This is a genomic window from Arthrobacter sp. PsM3 (assembly GCF_030433895.1).
Lineage (GTDB): Bacteria > Actinomycetota > Actinomycetes > Actinomycetales > Micrococcaceae > Arthrobacter.
This window is the reverse complement of the sequence record NZ_JARUXE010000009.1, coordinates 19,678-36,260: the sequence shown is the minus strand read 5'-3', so window position 1 is coordinate 36,260 and position 16,583 is coordinate 19,678. Positions and strand designations below refer to the sequence as shown.

The following is a 16,583-nucleotide window of genomic DNA, read 5'->3' as shown; positions in this document are numbered from 1 at the left end:
GGGCGTCGGGACGGGCCGTAAGTGACCCCGCGTTGGTGTTTTTTAACCCGGGGGAGTTAACCCTGGCGGGCTAGATCGCCAGGCGGGTCAGTTCGGCTCCGAGATGTCGGCGACGACGGCGCCGAGGGCGGCGGTCAGGGCGTCGGCGTCCACGAAGGCGCTGTAGCCGTGCTCCCCGGCGCCCATCGAAATCCGGCGGCCCGTGATGCTCCGGTCCGCGTACACCGGCCAGGCCACGGTGCTTCCCAGCGGGGTGATGGTGCCGCGCTCGTAGCCCGTGGCAGCCAGGGCCACGTCCGCCGCCGGGAGGGAGAGCTTGTTGACCCCGAGCAGCGCCCGGAGCTTGGGCCAGGAAATCTGCCGGTCGCCGGGAACCAGCGCGAACAGGAAGCTTCCGTCCCTGTGCTTGACCACCAGCGACTTCACGATGTCCCCGGGCTGGATGCCGAGGATCCGGGCCGCCTCCTCGAGGCTGCCGGCGGCGCGCCGCTCGACGAGCTGGACACTGAGCCCGCGGGCGGCGGCGTCGGCCAGGAACCGCTCCCGGCCGGCGCCGTCACCGGCCGCTCCCCTTGCGGGGGCTGCGGGGTCCGTCATAGCGTTCAGTCGCGGTACAGCAGGAGCGCTTCGCCCTGCCCGCCGCCGCCGCACAGGGATACGGCAGCCTTGCCGGCGCCTCGCCGCTTCAGCTCGTGCGCCGCGTGCAGGGCCAGCCGGGCGCCGGAGGCACCGATCGGGTGGCCCAGGGCGATCGCGCCGCCGTGGATGTTGCACTTCTCCAGTGGGTAGTCCAGGTCCTTGAGCGACTGCACGGCCACGGAACCGAACGCCTCGTTGATCTCGATGAAGTCCAGGTCCGCGGCGGACCAGCCGGCCTTGTGCAGGGCGCTCTTGATCGCGTTGGAGGGCTGGGAATGCAGCGAGTTGTCCGGCCCGGCCACCTGCCCGGGCTTGCCGACAACGGCGAGGTACTCCAGTCCGTTGTCTTCGGCGAACTTCCGGGAGGACAGCACGAGGGCGGAGGCGCCGTCGGACAGCGGGGAGGAGTTGCCGGCGGTGATGGTGCCGTCCATGACGAACGCCGCCCGCAGCCCGGCCAGCGAGCCGGCCGTGGTGTCCGGCCGGATGCCCTCATCCGCGGACAGGATGACCGGCTCGCCCTTGCGCTGCTTGACGCTGATCGGGGCGATTTCACCGTCGAACACGCCGTCCTTGGCGGCGCGGGCGGCGCGCTGGTGGGACGCGGCCGCCACCTCGTCCTGGGACGTGCGGTCGATCCCCAGCGTGAGGTTCTTGGCCTCGGTGGACAGGCCCATGGACTGCCCGTCGAAGGCATCGGTCAGGCCGTCATGGGCCGCGACGTCGAGCGCCTGGACGGAGCCATAGGTCCAGCCCTGCCGCGAACCGGGAAGGATATGCGGGGCACGGGTCATGGACTCCTGGCCGCCGGCGACGACGACGGTGGCGTCGCCGGCGCGGATCATCCGGGCCGCATCGATCACTGCCGTCAGCCCTGACAGGCACACCTTGTTGATGGTCAGGGTGGGAACGTTCCAGCCGATGCCGGCGGCGATGGCGCTCTGGCGGGCGGGATTCTGGCCCGCCCCGGCCTGCAGCACCTGGCCCATGATCACCGAGTCCACCTGCTCGGCCTTCACCCCGGAGGCAGCGAGTGCGGCGCGGATGGCGTGGGCGCCGAGCTCCACCGCCGTGAAGCTGGCAAGCTGCCCGTTGAGGCGCCCCTGGGGCGTGCGGGCGGCGGCGAGGATGACAACATCATTGTCGTCTGCAGAGTTGCTCATGGTTATCTCTTCCGATCTTGAACGAGTTACAGCAAGGTTATCGTGACCCCCGTCACCGTGCTATTTGGCCGGTGGTGGCCCGGCGGCGGTGCCGCGGCGGTGCCGCGGCGGCGCGGGGAGGATGCGGGGGCAGGCGCGGCCGGTGCGGCGGGTGGGGCCGGGGCGGGTGCTTGCAATCCCGGGCGAAGTGGGGTAGACAAGTAGGTTGCTTTGCCGTATCGTAGATATTTGCGTCTTCCCTGTTTACCTTCAGCCTTCATATAGCGGTGGGCTTAGCCTTGCAGCTGTGCCATCAATGTGCCGTCAACAACGGCACCAGCATGGTCAGCGCGGGTCCCGGGTCATATAGCGGAACCGGACTGGTAGCACTGCGGAGTCACTCTGCAGGGTACATAACGGGGGAGATCTGAAAACGCCTGAAGGTCTGTGGAAGGATCCCTCTTGGTCGCCTCGAGCACCTCTAATGTAAACAACGCTGCAACCGCTATCAATGCCGACAGCACCGACGGTGCAACCCGCCGGCTCTCATTCGCAAAGATTCACGAACCACTTGACGTTCCGAATCTGCTTGCCCTGCAAACGGACAGCTTTGACTGGCTGGTCGGAAACGAACGCTGGCAGGCACGCGTAGCCAAGGCCGTCGAAGAAGGCGACCTCAGCGTCGCCACCTCCTCGGGTCTGTCCGACATCTTCGAAGAGATCTCCCCGATCGAGGACTTCCAGGGCACCATGTCCCTGAGCTTCTCGGAGCCGGAGTTCGCTGATCCCAAATACACCATGGCTGAGTGCAAGGACCGGGACGCAACGTACTCGGCTCCGCTGTACGTCAAGGCCGAATTCATGAACAACAACACGGGCGAAATCAAGCAGCAGACCGTGTTCATGGGTGACTTCCCGCTGATGACCGAGAAGGGCACCTTCGTCGTCAACGGCACCGAGCGTGTCGTTGTCTCCCAGCTGGTCCGCTCCCCGGGCGCCTACTTTGAGCGCACCGCCGACAAGACCAGTGACAAGGACATCTTCACCGCGAAGATCATCCCGTCCCGCGGCGCCTGGTTCGAACTTGAAATCGACAAGCGCGACCAGGTCGGCGTTCGCCTCGACCGCAAGCGCAAGCAGTCCGTCACGGTGCTGCTGAAGGCCCTCGGCTGGACCGAAGGCCAGATCCTCGAAGAGTTCGGCCAGTACGACTCCATGCGCGCAACGCTGGAGAAGGACGCCACCGAGACCCGCGAAGACGCCTTGCTGGACATCTACCGGAAGCTGCGACCGGGCGAGCCGCCCACTGTCGAGGCTGCCCAGTCGCTGCTGGACAACCTGTACTTCAACTCCAAGCGCTACGATCTGGCCAAGGTCGGCCGTTACAAGATCAACCGCAAGCTCGGCATCGACCGCTCCCTTGGTGACAAGGAAGCGTCTGTCCTGCACGTTGAAGACATCGTTGCCATGATCAAGTTCCTGGTTGCACTGCACGCCGGCGAGAAGACCCTCACGGGCAAGCGCGACGGCCAGGACCACGAGCTGCGCGTTGAGATCGATGACATCGATCACTTCGGCAACCGCCGCATCCGCGCCGTCGGCGAGCTCATCGAGAACCAGGTCCGCACCGGCCTGTCCCGTATGGAGCGTGTTGTCCGCGAGCGGATGACCACCCAGGACGTCGAGGCCATCACGCCGCAGACGCTGATCAACATCCGCCCCGTCGTGGCAGCCATCAAGGAGTTCTTCGGAACCTCCCAGCTGTCCCAGTTCATGGACCAGAACAACCCGCTGTCGGGTCTGACCCACAAGCGCCGCCTGTCGGCGCTTGGCCCGGGTGGTCTGTCCCGTGACCGCGCAGGCATGGAAGTCCGAGACGTTCACCCGTCGCACTACGGACGCATGTGCCCCATCGAAACCCCTGAAGGCCCGAACATTGGCCTGATCGGTTCGCTGGCTTCCTACGGACGCATCAACCCGTTCGGCTTCATCGAGACCCCGTACCGTCTCGTGTCCGAGGGTGTTGTCTCCGATGAGGTCGAGTACCTCACGGCCGACGACGAGGCAGAGGTCCTGATTGCACAGGCCAACGCCCCGCTCGATCCGAACAAGAAGTTCGCCGAAGAGACCGTCCTCGTCCGTGCCCGTGGTGGTGGAGGCGAGCCCGTGCTGGTCCCCGCCGCCGAGGTCGAGTTCATGGACGTTTCCCCGCGCCAGATGGTGTCGGTGGCTACTGCCCTGATCCCGTTCCTTGAGCATGACGATGCTAACCGCGCACTCATGGGTGCCAACATGCAGCGCCAGGCCGTGCCGCTGGTCCGTTCCGAGGCACCGTTCGTCGGTACCGGCATGGAGCGCGCCGCTGCTGTCGACGCCGGTGACGTCACCATCGCGAAGAAGGCCGGTGTGGTCACCGAGGTTTCCGCCGAGCTCGTCATCATGCTCAACGATGACGGCACGGAAACCAACTACCGCATCAACAAGTTCGCCCGCTCCAACCAGGGCAACTGCTACAACAACCGCGTTCTGGTCAGCGAAGGCCAGCGCCTGGAGGTCGGCGGCATCATCGCTGACGGCCCGGCAACGGACCAGGGCGAACTGGCCCTCGGAAAGAACCTGCTCGTGGCATTCATGTCATGGGAAGGCCACAACTTCGAGGATGCCATCATCCTGTCCCAGCGGATCGTGGCTGAGGACGTTCTTTCCTCCATCCACATCGAGGAGCATGAGATCGATGCCCGCGACACCAAGCTTGGTGCCGAGGAAATCACCCGTGACATCCCGAACGTGTCCGAGGAAGTCCTGGCCGGCCTTGACGAACGTGGCATCATCCACATCGGCGCCGAGGTCGAAGCCGGCGATATCCTGGTCGGAAAGGTCACGCCCAAGGGCGAGACCGAGCTGACCCCGGAAGAGCGCCTGCTGCGCGCCATCTTCGGTGAGAAGTCCCGCGAAGTGCGCGACACCTCCCTGAAGGTTCCGCACGGCGAGTCCGGCACCGTGATCGGTGTCCGCGTCTTCGACCGCGACAACGACGACGAGCTGCCCCCGGGCGTCAACCAGCTGGTCCGCGTCTACGTGGCTGCCAAGCGCAAGATCACCGACGGCGACAAGCTCGCCGGCCGTCACGGCAACAAGGGCGTTATCTCCAAGATCCTTCCGATCGAGGACATGCCCTTCCTTGCCGACGGCACCCCCGTTGATATCGTCCTGAACCCGCTGGGTGTTCCGGGCCGTATGAACGTCGGCCAGGTGCTGGAAACGCACCTCGGCTGGGTTGCCAAGACCGGCTGGAAGATCGAGGGCGAGCCCGAGTGGGTCAAGCAGCTGCCGAACCTGCCGCGCGAGAGTGGCTCGACCACTGTTGCAACGCCGGTCTTCGACGGTGCACGTGAAGAGGAAATCACGGGCCTGCTCGACTCCACCAACGTCACCCGCGACGGTGTCCGCCTGATCAACTCCTCGGGCAAGACCCGCCTGTTTGACGGCCGCTCCGGCGAGCCGTTCCCGGATCCGATCTCGGTCGGCTACATGTACATCCTGAAGCTCCACCACCTGGTGGACGACAAGATCCACGCGCGCTCCACCGGCCCGTACTCCATGATCACGCAGCAGCCGCTGGGTGGTAAGGCTCAGTTCGGTGGCCAGCGCTTCGGTGAAATGGAAGTGTGGGCGCTCGAAGCTTACGGCGCCGCCTACACGCTCCAGGAGCTCCTCACGATCAAGTCGGATGACATCCATGGTCGTGTGAAGGTCTACGAAGCCATCGTCAAGGGCGAGAACATCCCCGAGCCGGGCGTTCCTGAGTCCTTCAAGGTCTTGATCAAGGAAATGCAGTCGCTGTGCCTGAACGTGGAAGTTCTTTCCACGGACGGAACCACAATTGAAATGCGTGACTCTGATGACGCAGTCTTCACGGCTGCGGAAGAACTGGGCATCGATCTGTCTCGTGCAGAGCCCAGTTCCGTAGAAGAGGTTTAGCAGGCGGGGTACGACGGCGGGTTCCCCACCCGTCGTCGTACGCCCCCTCCCTCTTCCCGTAACCCAAGACTTCAGAATTTAGAGAACAAGAGAGAACAGGGACCATATGTCCAGCGAATCCTCCTTCGGCCTCATGCAGATCGGCCTCGCCACCGCGGAAGACATCCGTGGCTGGTCTTACGGCGAGGTTAAGAAGCCGGAAACCATCAACTACCGCACGCTCAAGCCTGAGAAGGACGGCCTCTTCTGCGAGAAGATCTTCGGCCCGTCCCGCGACTGGGAGTGCTACTGCGGCAAGTACAAGCGCGTGCGCTTTAAGGGCATCATCTGCGAGCGGTGTGGCGTTGAGGTCACCCGCGCAAAGGTCCGCCGTGAGCGCATGGGCCACATCGAGCTGGCCGCCCCGGTCACGCACATCTGGTACTTCAAGGGTGTTCCGTCCCGCCTGGGCTACCTCCTTGACCTGGCGCCGAAGGACCTCGAAAAGGTCATCTACTTCGCCGCCTACATGATCACGAGCGTCGACGCCGACAGCCGCCACGAGGAACTGCCCAACCTTCAGGTTGAGCACGACATCGAGAAGAAGCAGCTGATCGACAACCGCGACTCGGACATCGCCACGATCGCCCGCGACCTTGAGAACGAGGTTGCCCGTCTCGAAGGCGAAGGCGCCAAGGCTGCCGACAAGAAGAAGGCCCGCGACTCCGCTGACCGCCAGATGGCCAACGTCCGCAAGCGCGCGGATGCGGAAATCGAGCGCCTCGAGCAGGTCTGGGACCGGTTCAAGAACCTCAAGGTCGCTGACCTTGAAGGCGACGAAGGCCTGTACCGCGAACTGCGCGACCGTTACGGCATGTACTTCGAAGGCTCCATGGGTGCCGAAGCCATCAAGAAGCGTCTTGAGAACTTCGACATGCAGGCCGAGTCGGACATGCTCCGCGACATCATTGCCAACGGCAAGGGCCAGCGCAAGACCCGCGCCCTGAAGCGGCTCAAGGTGGTCAACGCTTTCCTGACGACCAACAACAGCCCGCTCGGCATGGTGCTGGACGCCGTCCCGGTGATCCCGCCGGAACTGCGCCCGATGGTCCAGCTGGACGGTGGCCGCTTCGCGACCTCCGACCTCAACGACCTCTACCGTCGCGTGATCAACCGCAACAACCGGCTCAAGCGCCTGCTTGACCTGGGTGCTCCGGAGATCATCGTCAACAACGAGAAGCGCATGCTTCAGGAAGCTGTTGACAGCCTCTTCGACAACGGCCGCCGCGGCCGTCCGGTCACCGGACCGGGCAACCGTCCGCTGAAGTCCCTGAGCGACATGCTCAAGGGCAAGCAGGGTCGTTTCCGCCAAAACCTCCTGGGTAAGCGCGTTGACTACTCCGGCCGTTCCGTGATCGTCGTCGGCCCGCAGCTGAAGCTGCACCAGTGTGGCCTGCCGAAGCAGATGGCGCTGGAGCTCTTCAAGCCGTTCGTGATGAAGCGCCTGGTTGACCTCAACCACGCCCAGAACATCAAGTCGGCCAAGCGGATGGTCGAGCGCTACCGCCCGCAGGTCTGGGATGTCCTCGAAGAGATCATCACCGAGCACCCCGTGCTGCTGAACCGTGCACCCACCCTGCACCGTCTCGGCATCCAGGCGTTCGAACCGCAGCTTGTTGAAGGTAAGGCAATCCAGCTTCACCCGCTGGTTTGTGGCGCCTTCAACGCTGACTTCGACGGCGACCAGATGGCAGTGCACCTGCCGCTGAGCCCCGAAGCCCAGGCGGAAGCCCGCATCCTGATGCTGTCCTCGAACAACATCCTGAAGCCCTCTGACGGCCGCCCGGTGACGCTGCCTTCGCAGGATATGATCATCGGCCTCTACCACCTGACCACCAAGCGTGTCGGTTCAGCTGGCGAGGGCCGGATCTTCTCCTCCGTTGCGGAAGCCATCATGGCGTTCGACCTGCACGAGCTGCACCTGAACTCCCAGGTCAAGATCCGGCTTGAGGGCTTTGTCCCCTACGCCGGCTGGGAAGCTCCGGAAGGCTACGAGCCGGGTCAGACCGTGCTCGTCCAGACCTCCCTGGGCCAGGTCCTCTTCAACGAGACCCTGCCCGCGGACTACCCGTGGGTCGAGAATGTTGCTGACAAGGGCGAACTGTCCACGATTGTCAACGACCTCGCCGAGCGCTACCCGAAGGTCGTCACGGCGGCAACGCTGGACAACCTGAAGGATGCCGGTTTCTACTGGGCCACCCGGTCCGGCGTCACCGTCGCCATCTCCGACATCGAGGTGCCCAAGGACAAGCCGCGGATCCTCGCCGGTTACGAGACCATGGCCGCCAAGATCCAGGGCCAGTACGACAAGGGCCTGATCGACGACGACGAGCGTCGCCAGGAACTGATCGAGATCTGGAACAAGGCCACGAACGAGATCGCCCAGGCGATGCGTGACAGCCTGTCCCCGATGAACACGATCAACCGCATGGTGTCCTCCGGCGCCCGTGGTAACTGGATGCAGGTCCGCCAGATCGCGGGTATCCGTGGCCTGGTGGCCAACCCTAAGGGCGAGATCATCCCGCGTCCGATCAAGTCCTCGTACCGCGAGGGCCTGTCGGTGCTGGAATACTTCATCGCCACGCACGGTGCCCGTAAGGGTCTGGCCGACACCGCGCTGCGTACCGCCAACTCGGGTTACCTGACCCGCCGTCTGGTGGACGTCTCGCAGGACGTCATCGTCCGCGAAGAGGACTGCGGTACCGAGCGCGGTCTCATGACCGCCATCGCCGTGGCTGACGCCAACGGCGAGCTGGTCCTGGACGAGAACGTCGAGAACAGCGCGTACGCCCGCACCCTGGCCGTGGATGTCGTTGACTCCAAGGGCAAGGTCCTGGCAGCAGGCGGCACCGACTGCGGCGACGTCGTCATTGCCGAACTGTTCGCAGCCGGCATCACTGAGGTCAAGGTCCGCTCCGTACTCACCTGTGAGTCCAGCGTCGGAACCTGCGCCCTGTGCTACGGCCGTTCGCTGGCCACGGGTAAGACCGTCGACATCGGTGAGGCAGTCGGCATCATCGCCGCACAGTCCATCGGTGAGCCGGGTACCCAGCTGACCATGCGTACGTTCCACACCGGTGGTGCTGTTTCCTCCAGCGGTGGCGACGACATCACCCAGGGTCTGCCCCGTATCCAGGAGCTCTTCGAAGCCCGTACTCCGAAGGGTGTCGCACCGATTGCAGAAGCAGCCGGCCGCATCACCATCGAAGAGTCCGAGCGCCAGATGCGCCTGGTCATCACCCCGGATGACGGATCCGAAGAGATCGCTTACCCGGTGCTGCGCCGTTCACGTCTTCTCATCGAAGACGGCGAGCACGTCAGCGTCGGCCAGAAGCTCATCAACGGTCCGGTCGACCCCAAGCAGGTTCTGCGCATCATGGGCCCCCGTGCCGCGCAGAAGTTCCTGGTTGACGAAGTCCAAGGCGTGTACCGCAGCCAGGGCATCGGTATCCACGACAAGCACGTCGAGGTTATCGTCCGCCAGATGCTGCGCCGCGTCACGGTCATCGAGTCCGGCGAATCGGATCTGCTGCCCGGCGAGCTCGCCGAGCGCAGCCGCTTCGAGGATGCCAACCGCCGTGTTGTGTCCGAGGGCAAGACGCCGGCATCCGGGCGTCCCGAGCTCATGGGCATCACCAAGGCGTCCCTGGCGACCGAGTCCTGGCTGTCCGCAGCTTCCTTCCAGGAAACCACCCGCGTCCTGACGCAGGCGGCCATGGAAGGCAAGAGCGATCCGCTGCTCGGCCTAAAGGAAAACGTCATCATCGGTAAGCTCATCCCGGCCGGCACGGGTCTCCCGCGCTACACCGAGGTCACGGTGGAGCCCACTGAGGAAGCGAAGGCCAACCTGTTTACCGGCCCGAGCGCGTTCAGTGACTTCTCCTACGATTCCCTGGGCGGCGACGGAGCTCCCGAGTTCCACGCCATCCCGCTGGATGACTACGACCTGGGCAGCGACTTCCGCTAACCGCCCATAACCAACGCGGGGTCACTTGCGGCCCAATCTGAACCTCGGATTGGGCGCGAAGTGACCCCGCGTGGGTGTTTAACCCCCGTTGCTGTTTAACCCCCCGTTGGTGTCTAAGGTGCGACGGCGGACGGGCCCGGTTCCGGGCCGATTAAGGGCCGGGACCCGTCCGTGTTAGACTTGAGACTAATTGTTATTGTGGCAGTGGATGAGAGCGACGGTAGAAGCTGAAAGGCTGAACCAGGTCGACGTTTCCGGTTTGCAGGGTTCTTGTGCAACGTATGCCACATTTTCGCATGCCTAGGGGCAGTCCGGGATGAAAGTCCGCGGATCCCGGCGTGCGGTCCGACTATTAAGGCTTCGCCTCAGCCGCTCCGGAGAGAACTTCAAAGCTCGAGCGGCGGGGCGCAGCGACAAGAGAGCGGCTGCCAACGGCCGCTCCGGATAAAACGGAGAACACGAGAGTGCCTACGATTAACCAGCTGGTCCGCAAGGGCCGCACGCCTAAGGTCAAGAAGACCAAGGCCCCCGCGCTTAACGGCAGCCCCATGCGCCGCGGTGTCTGCACCCGCGTGTACACGACGACCCCGAAGAAGCCGAACTCGGCTCTGCGTAAGGTTGCACGTGTGCGCCTTAACGGTGGCGTTGAAGTCACCGCTTACATCCCCGGTGTAGGCCACAACCTGCAGGAGCACTCCATTGTGCTCGTCCGTGGCGGCCGCGTTAAGGACCTTCCGGGTGTCCGTTACAAGATCGTCCGTGGTGCCCTCGATACCCAGGGTGTCAAGAACCGTAAGCAGGCTCGTAGCCGCTACGGCGCAAAGATGGAGAAGAAGTAATATGCCTCGCAAGGGTCCGGCCCCCAAGCGGCCGCTAGTTCTAGATCCCGTTTACGGCTCCCCGCTGGTCACCCAGCTGATCAACAAGGTGCTCGTTGACGGTAAGAAGTCCACCGCAGAGCGCATCGTTTACGGTGCACTCGAAGGTGCGCGTGCCAAGTCCGGCGGCGACCCGGTTGCAGCCCTCAAGAAGGCCATGGAGAACGTCAAGCCTTCCCTCGAGGTCCGCTCCCGCCGCGTCGGTGGCGCCACCTACCAGGTTCCGGTTGAGGTCAAGCCGGGCCGCTCCACCGCACTCGCCCTGCGCTGGCTGGTTGGCTACTCCAAGGCCCGCCGCGAGAAGACCATGACCGAGCGCCTCCAGAACGAGATTCTGGATGCCTCCAACGGTCTCGGTGCCGCTGTGAAGCGTCGCGAAGACACGCACAAGATGGCCGAGTCCAACAAGGCCTTCGCACACTACCGCTGGTAATACTTCCCGGACGCCGCCGGCTCTACCGAGCCGGCGGCGAACGTGCAGTCCATCCGAAAGGGAGACACCGTGGCACAGGACGTGCTTACCGACCTTAGCAAGGTCCGCAATATCGGCATCATGGCCCACATTGACGCCGGCAAGACCACTACTACCGAGCGCATTCTGTTCTACACAGGTGTGAACCACAAGATCGGCGAAACGCACGACGGCGCTTCGACGACTGACTGGATGGAACAGGAAAAGGAACGCGGCATCACCATCACGTCTGCCGCCGTGACCTGCTTCTGGGAAAACAACCAGATCAACATCATCGACACCCCCGGCCACGTTGACTTCACGGTTGAGGTTGAGCGCTCCCTGCGCGTCCTCGACGGTGCAGTTGCCGTGTTCGATGGCAAGGAAGGTGTGGAGCCGCAGTCTGAGACTGTCTGGCGCCAGGCTGACAAGTACAACGTTCCGCGCATCTGCTTCGTCAACAAGATGGACAAGCTCGGCGCTGACTTCTACTTCACCGTCGACACCATCATCAGCCGCCTCGGTGCCAAGCCGCTCGTCATGCAGCTGCCGATCGGCGCCGAGAACGACTTCATCGGCGTCGTCGACCTGCTGTACATGCGCGCACTGGTCTGGCCCGGCGACTCCAAGGGTGACGTCACCATGGGTGCCAAGTACGAGATCCAGGAGATCCCGGCTGACCTCAAGGAAAAGGCCGAAGAGTACCGCGCAACGCTCGTCGAGACCGTTGCTGAGTCCTCCGAAGAGCTCATGGAGAAGTACCTCGAAGGTGAAGAAATCACCACCGACGAGCTCAAGGCCGGCATCCGCAAGATGACGATCAACTCCGAGCTCTACCCGGTCTTCTGCGGCTCCGCGTTCAAGAACCGCGGCGTCCAGCCGATGCTTGACGCCGTCGTGGACTACCTGCCGAACCCGCTCGACGTCCCGCCGATGATCGGTCACGATCCCCGCGACGAAGAGAAGGAACTGACGCGCAAGCCGTCCTCCGAGGAGCCGTTCTCGGCTCTGGCGTTCAAGATTGCCACGCACCCGTTCTTCGGTCAGCTCACCTTCATCCGCGTGTACTCCGGTCACGTGGAAGCAGGCTCCCAGGTGGTCAACTCCACCAAGGGCAAGAAGGAGCGCATCGGCAAGCTGTTCCAGATGCACGCCAACAAGGAAATGCCCGTTGACGGCGCTACCGCTGGCCACATCTACGCAGCGATCGGTCTGAAGGACACCACCACGGGCGACACCCTGTGTGATCCGAGCAACCAGATCGTCCTCGAGTCCATGAGCTTCCCGGAGCCCGTGATCTCTGTTGCGATCGAGCCGAACACCAAGGGTGACCAGGAGAAGCTCTCCACGGCCATCCAGAAGCTCTCCGCTGAGGACCCGACCTTCCAGGTCTCCCTCAACGAGGACACCGGCCAGACCATCATCGCCGGCATGGGCGAGCTCCACCTGGATATCCTGGTGGACCGCATGCGCCGCGAATTCAAGGTCGAGGCAAACGTGGGCAAGCCCCAGGTTGCCTACCGCGAAACCATCAAGCGTGCTGTAGAGCGTCACGACTACACGCACAAGAAGCAGACCGGTGGTTCCGGCCAGTTCGCAAAGATCCAGATCGCGATCGAGCCGCTCGACACGTCCGAGGGCGAGCTGTACGAGTTCTCGAACAAGGTCACCGGTGGACGTATTCCGCGTGAATACATCCCCTCGGTCGACGCCGGTATCCAGGATGCGCTGAACGACGGCGTCCTCGCCGGCTACCCGGTTGTCGGCATCAAGGCCACGCTGATTGACGGCGCGTACCACGATGTTGACTCCTCGGAAATGGCGTTCAAGATCGCCGGGCGTATGGCTTTCAAGGAAGCCGCACGCAAGGCGAACCCCATCCTGCTCGAACCGCTGATGGATGTCGAGGTCCGCACCCCTGAGGAATACATGGGTGAAGTAATCGGTGACCTCAACTCCCGCCGTGGCCAGATGCAGTCCATGGAAGATGCCCAGGGCGTCAAGGTCATCCGCGCGCACGTCCCGCTGTCCGGCATGTTCGGCTACATCGGTGACCTGCGCTCGAAGACCCAGGGCCGCGCTGTGTACTCCATGACGTTCCACAGCTACGCCGAGGTCCCGAAGGCATTTGCCGACGAGATCATCCAGAAGAACCGCGGCGAGTAGTCCCCAGGGCTCTCGCAGCAACAAACTCGGGTGCGTTTCCGTCAACGGGGATTCACCCGGTGCAGATGGCCGGTTCCGGCCAGCCGCTTTTCCGGGCCAGCCGGGCGGCCATCTGCACCGGCAGACTCGAGGGACTAGTATTAGTTCCTGAATCTGCAATTTCATCAATCCAAAGCCCCCCAAGTAGACTTACTGAAGTTTCGCCGCGACAAGCGCGGTCGAAGAGTAAGTCATTTGAAAACGTTCTAGGAGGAACCTGTGGCAAAGGCAAAGTTCGAGCGGACTAAGCCGCACGTCAACATCGGCACCATTGGTCACGTTGACCACGGTAAGACGACGCTGACGGCCGCGATTTCCAAGGTGCTGTACGACAAGTACCCGACACTCAACGAGCAGCGCGACTTCGCGTCTATTGACTCTGCTCCCGAAGAGCGTCAGCGCGGCATTACCATCAACATCTCCCACGTTGAGTACCAGACCGAGAAGCGCCACTACGCACACGTAGACGCTCCGGGTCACGCTGACTACATCAAGAACATGATCACCGGCGCTGCACAGATGGACGGTGCAATCCTCGTGGTTGCCGCCACTGACGGCCCGATGGCTCAGACCCGCGAGCACGTCCTGCTCGCCCGCCAGGTTGGCGTTCCCTACCTGCTGGTTGCACTGAACAAGTCGGACATGGTCGATGACGAAGAGCTCCTCGACCTCGTCGAAATGGAAGTTCGCGAGCTGCTTTCGGCTCAGGGCTTCGATGGCGATGAGGCTCCGGTCGTTCGCGTTTCAGGCCTGAAGGCTCTCGAAGGCGACCCGGTTTGGGTCAAGTCCGTCGAGGACCTCATGGAAGCTGTCGACAACTCCGTGCCGGACCCGGTACGCGACCGCGACAAGCCCTTCCTGATGCCGATCGAAGATGTCTTCACGATCACCGGCCGTGGCACCGTTGTTACGGGCCGCGCCGAGCGTGGAACCCTCGCCATCAACTCCGAGGTCGAGATCGTCGGCATCCGCCCGGTCCAGAAGACCACGGTTACCGGTATCGAGATGTTCCACAAGCAGCTCGACGAAGCATGGGCCGGCGAGAACTGTGGCCTCCTGCTCCGCGGTCTGAAGCGCGACGATGTTGAGCGTGGCCAGGTTGTCGTCAAGCCGGGTTCCATTACCCCGCACACCGACTTCGAGGCTAACGTCTACATCCTCTCCAAGGACGAAGGCGGACGTCACAACCCGTTCTACTCCAACTACCGCCCGCAGTTCTACTTCCGCACCACGGACGTAACCGGCGTTATCACCCTGCCGGAAGGCACGGAAATGGTTATGCCCGGCGACAACACTGAGATGACCGTTGCGCTCATCCAGCCCATCGCCATGGAAGAGGGCCTCGGCTTCGCTATCCGCGAAGGCGGCCGCACCGTTGGTTCGGGACGCGTTACCAAGATCCTCAAGTAATACTTGCTGATCTGAGTTAGACCCCTGATCGGGTGGCCGTCTCACGGCCCCCGTGAAGCAATGAACAGCCCCGCTGCAGTCGCAGCGGGGCTGTTCTTTTTGCTGCGCCACTGCTGCGACGCCAATACGCCTCCTGCGCCTTCCGCCACCTCCGCCTCCGACGCCCCTCTGCCGCCGACGCCACCTCCGCCGCCGATGCCCCTTTGCCGCCGACGCCACCTCCGCCGCCAGGGCCGGCAGGTCCAAGGCCCCTTACCCGGCCGCGCGCGCCGGGCCGACGATGGTCTGATGAACGAACTGGTGACGACGGTTAACGGGGTGCTGCGCGGGAGCTTTGCCGACGGCGTTCACACCTTTCTCGGTGTACCGTATGCCGCACCGCCCTTCGGCGCGGGCCGGCTGCGGCCGCCCCGGCCGGTCACGCCGTGGCCCGGCGTGCGTGATGCCACAGCCCTTGGGCCGGAGCCCCCTCAGGTGGCGCCGCCGACCCCCAGCGGCCCGGCCGCCGGGGCATCCGAGGACTGGCAAGCCGTCGGGGCCGCGTTCGCGGCGGTGGACCGGGCTGCCCCGGCCGAGGACTGCCTGAACCTCAACGTCTGGACGCCGGAGACCTGCGCGTCCAGGTTGCCCGTCATGGTCTGGATCCAGGGCGGCATGTTCGAGCTCAGCTCGACGGCGGCCTACGACGGCAGCCGTTTCGCCCGGGACGGTGTGGTCTGTGTCGTCGTCAACTGGCGTCCGGGCGCGGAAGGCTTCCTCTACCTCGGCGACGGCATCGCCAACCTCGGGCTTCTCGACCAGGTCGCTGCGCTCCAGTGGGTACGGGACAACATCGCTGCCTTCGGCGGGGACCCCGGCAATGTCACTGTCTTCGGCGAGTCCGCCGGTGCGATGAGCATCGGGATGCTGCTCGCCATGCCCCGCGCGGACGGGCTCTTACGGCGGGCGATCCTGCAAAGCGGCGCAGCCCACCAGGTCACGCCCGCCGGGGATGCGCTGCGCATCGCCGGATACCTGGCCGGCAAGCTCGGGGTGCCCGCGACCCGTGAGGCGATCGCGGGCGCCGGCGTCGCGCGTCTGCTGTCGGCCCAGGCCGGACTGAAGGACGAGCTGCTCGCCGACCCCGACCCGGAGCGCTGGGGCGATGCGGTGGTGGCCAGCACGATGCCGTGGCAGCCCGTCATCGACGGCGACATCCTGCCGGGACCGCCGATCGATCGGATCGCTGCCGGAGCCGGCAGCCAAGTCGACGTGATCGTAGGCACCAACGCCGAGGACTGGCGGCTCTGGCTGGTCGCCAGCGGCGCGATCGCCGGGATCACTGACGAGATCCTGCGCGGACCGGTCCGCTCCTTCGGACACCAGGCTTTGGCCACGTACGGCCTGCCGGCCGGGCAGGCGCTGGCCGCCTACCGGGCGCACTACCCGTCGGCAACTCCCGGTGATCTGCTGGCTGCGGTCCAGACTGACTGGTGGATGCGGATCCCCGCGATCCGTCTGGCCGACGCGCATGCCCGCTCCAGCTCCGCGGCGGGGACCTACATGTACGAATTCCACTGGGCCGCACCGGGTCTCGGCGCAGTCCATGCCCTTGAGGTTGCTTTTGTCTTCGACACGGCGGCACCGGACGCACCGCTGTTCGGTCCGCTGCTGGGCAACGATCCGCCGCAGGAACTCGCGCGCACCATGCACGCCGCGTGGGTGGCGTTTGCGGGCACGGGCGCCCCGGGCTGGCCGCAGTATGACCCGGGGCGGAGGGCCACGATGCTGTTCGACGCGGTTTCCCGGGTTGTGGAGGATCCCCGGTCGTGGGAGCGTGCCCTGTGGGCAGGCATCCGTTGACTGCCCGCCGGTGATATATTTCATCTAGT

General features: G+C 64.3%; 9 protein-coding genes. 7 read left to right on the top strand and 2 right to left on the bottom strand.

The genetic code is table 11. The features are described 5' to 3' along the window. Positions 1-87 precede the first annotated feature (87 nt). Positions 88-597 carry an aminoacyl-tRNA deacylase gene (locus QCD75_RS06340; RefSeq protein WP_301226782.1) on the bottom strand — a complete coding sequence of 170 codons (510 nt, stop codon included), beginning with the start codon at positions 595-597 and terminating at the stop codon, positions 88-90. A 5-nt stretch (positions 598-602) separates the two neighbouring features. Beyond that, positions 603-1,802, bottom strand: a complete 1,200-nt coding sequence (locus QCD75_RS06335) for an acetyl-CoA C-acetyltransferase (RefSeq protein ID WP_301226780.1) — start codon at positions 1,800-1,802, stop codon at positions 603-605. Positions 1,803-2,243: 441 nt separating this feature from the next. Between QCD75_RS06335 and rpoB the strand changes: the two genes are divergently transcribed. The 7 genes from rpoB to QCD75_RS06300 all read left to right on the top strand — a co-directional run bounded on the left by rpoB (position 2,244) and on the right by QCD75_RS06300 (position 16,554). Beyond that, complete coding sequence (gene rpoB / locus QCD75_RS06330; RefSeq protein ID WP_069949305.1) at positions 2,244-5,762, top strand: DNA-directed RNA polymerase subunit beta; 3,519 nt, start codon at positions 2,244-2,246, stop codon at positions 5,760-5,762. 106 nt (positions 5,763-5,868) lie between these two features. Continuing rightward, positions 5,869-9,768 (top strand): DNA-directed RNA polymerase subunit beta', encoded by a 3,900-nt coding sequence (locus tag QCD75_RS06325; protein ID WP_301226779.1) that lies wholly within the window; start codon positions 5,869-5,871, stop codon positions 9,766-9,768. Positions 9,769-10,232: 464 nt separating this feature from the next. Next, the gene (gene rpsL, locus QCD75_RS06320) at positions 10,233-10,607 is read left to right on the top strand and encodes a 30S ribosomal protein S12 (RefSeq protein WP_011692814.1); all 375 of its coding nucleotides are present in this window, start codon (positions 10,233-10,235) and stop codon (positions 10,605-10,607) included. Between the two features lies 1 nt (position 10,608). Next, positions 10,609-11,079, top strand: a complete 471-nt coding sequence (gene rpsG / locus QCD75_RS06315; protein ID WP_011692813.1) for a 30S ribosomal protein S7 — start codon at positions 10,609-10,611, stop codon at positions 11,077-11,079. Positions 11,080-11,148: 69 nt separating this feature from the next. Continuing rightward, positions 11,149-13,263, top strand: coding sequence for an elongation factor G (gene fusA, locus QCD75_RS06310; protein WP_226760322.1), 2,115 nt, complete (start codon positions 11,149-11,151; stop codon positions 13,261-13,263). Between the two features lie 258 nt (positions 13,264-13,521). Then, positions 13,522-14,712, top strand: a complete 1,191-nt coding sequence (gene tuf, locus QCD75_RS06305) for an elongation factor Tu (protein ID WP_069949303.1) — start codon at positions 13,522-13,524, stop codon at positions 14,710-14,712. Between the two features lie 288 nt (positions 14,713-15,000). Then, entirely contained in the window at positions 15,001-16,554 is a 1,554-nt protein-coding gene (locus tag QCD75_RS06300; RefSeq protein ID WP_301226775.1) for a carboxylesterase/lipase family protein, read from the top strand. Positions 16,555-16,583: the final 29 nt, after the last annotated feature.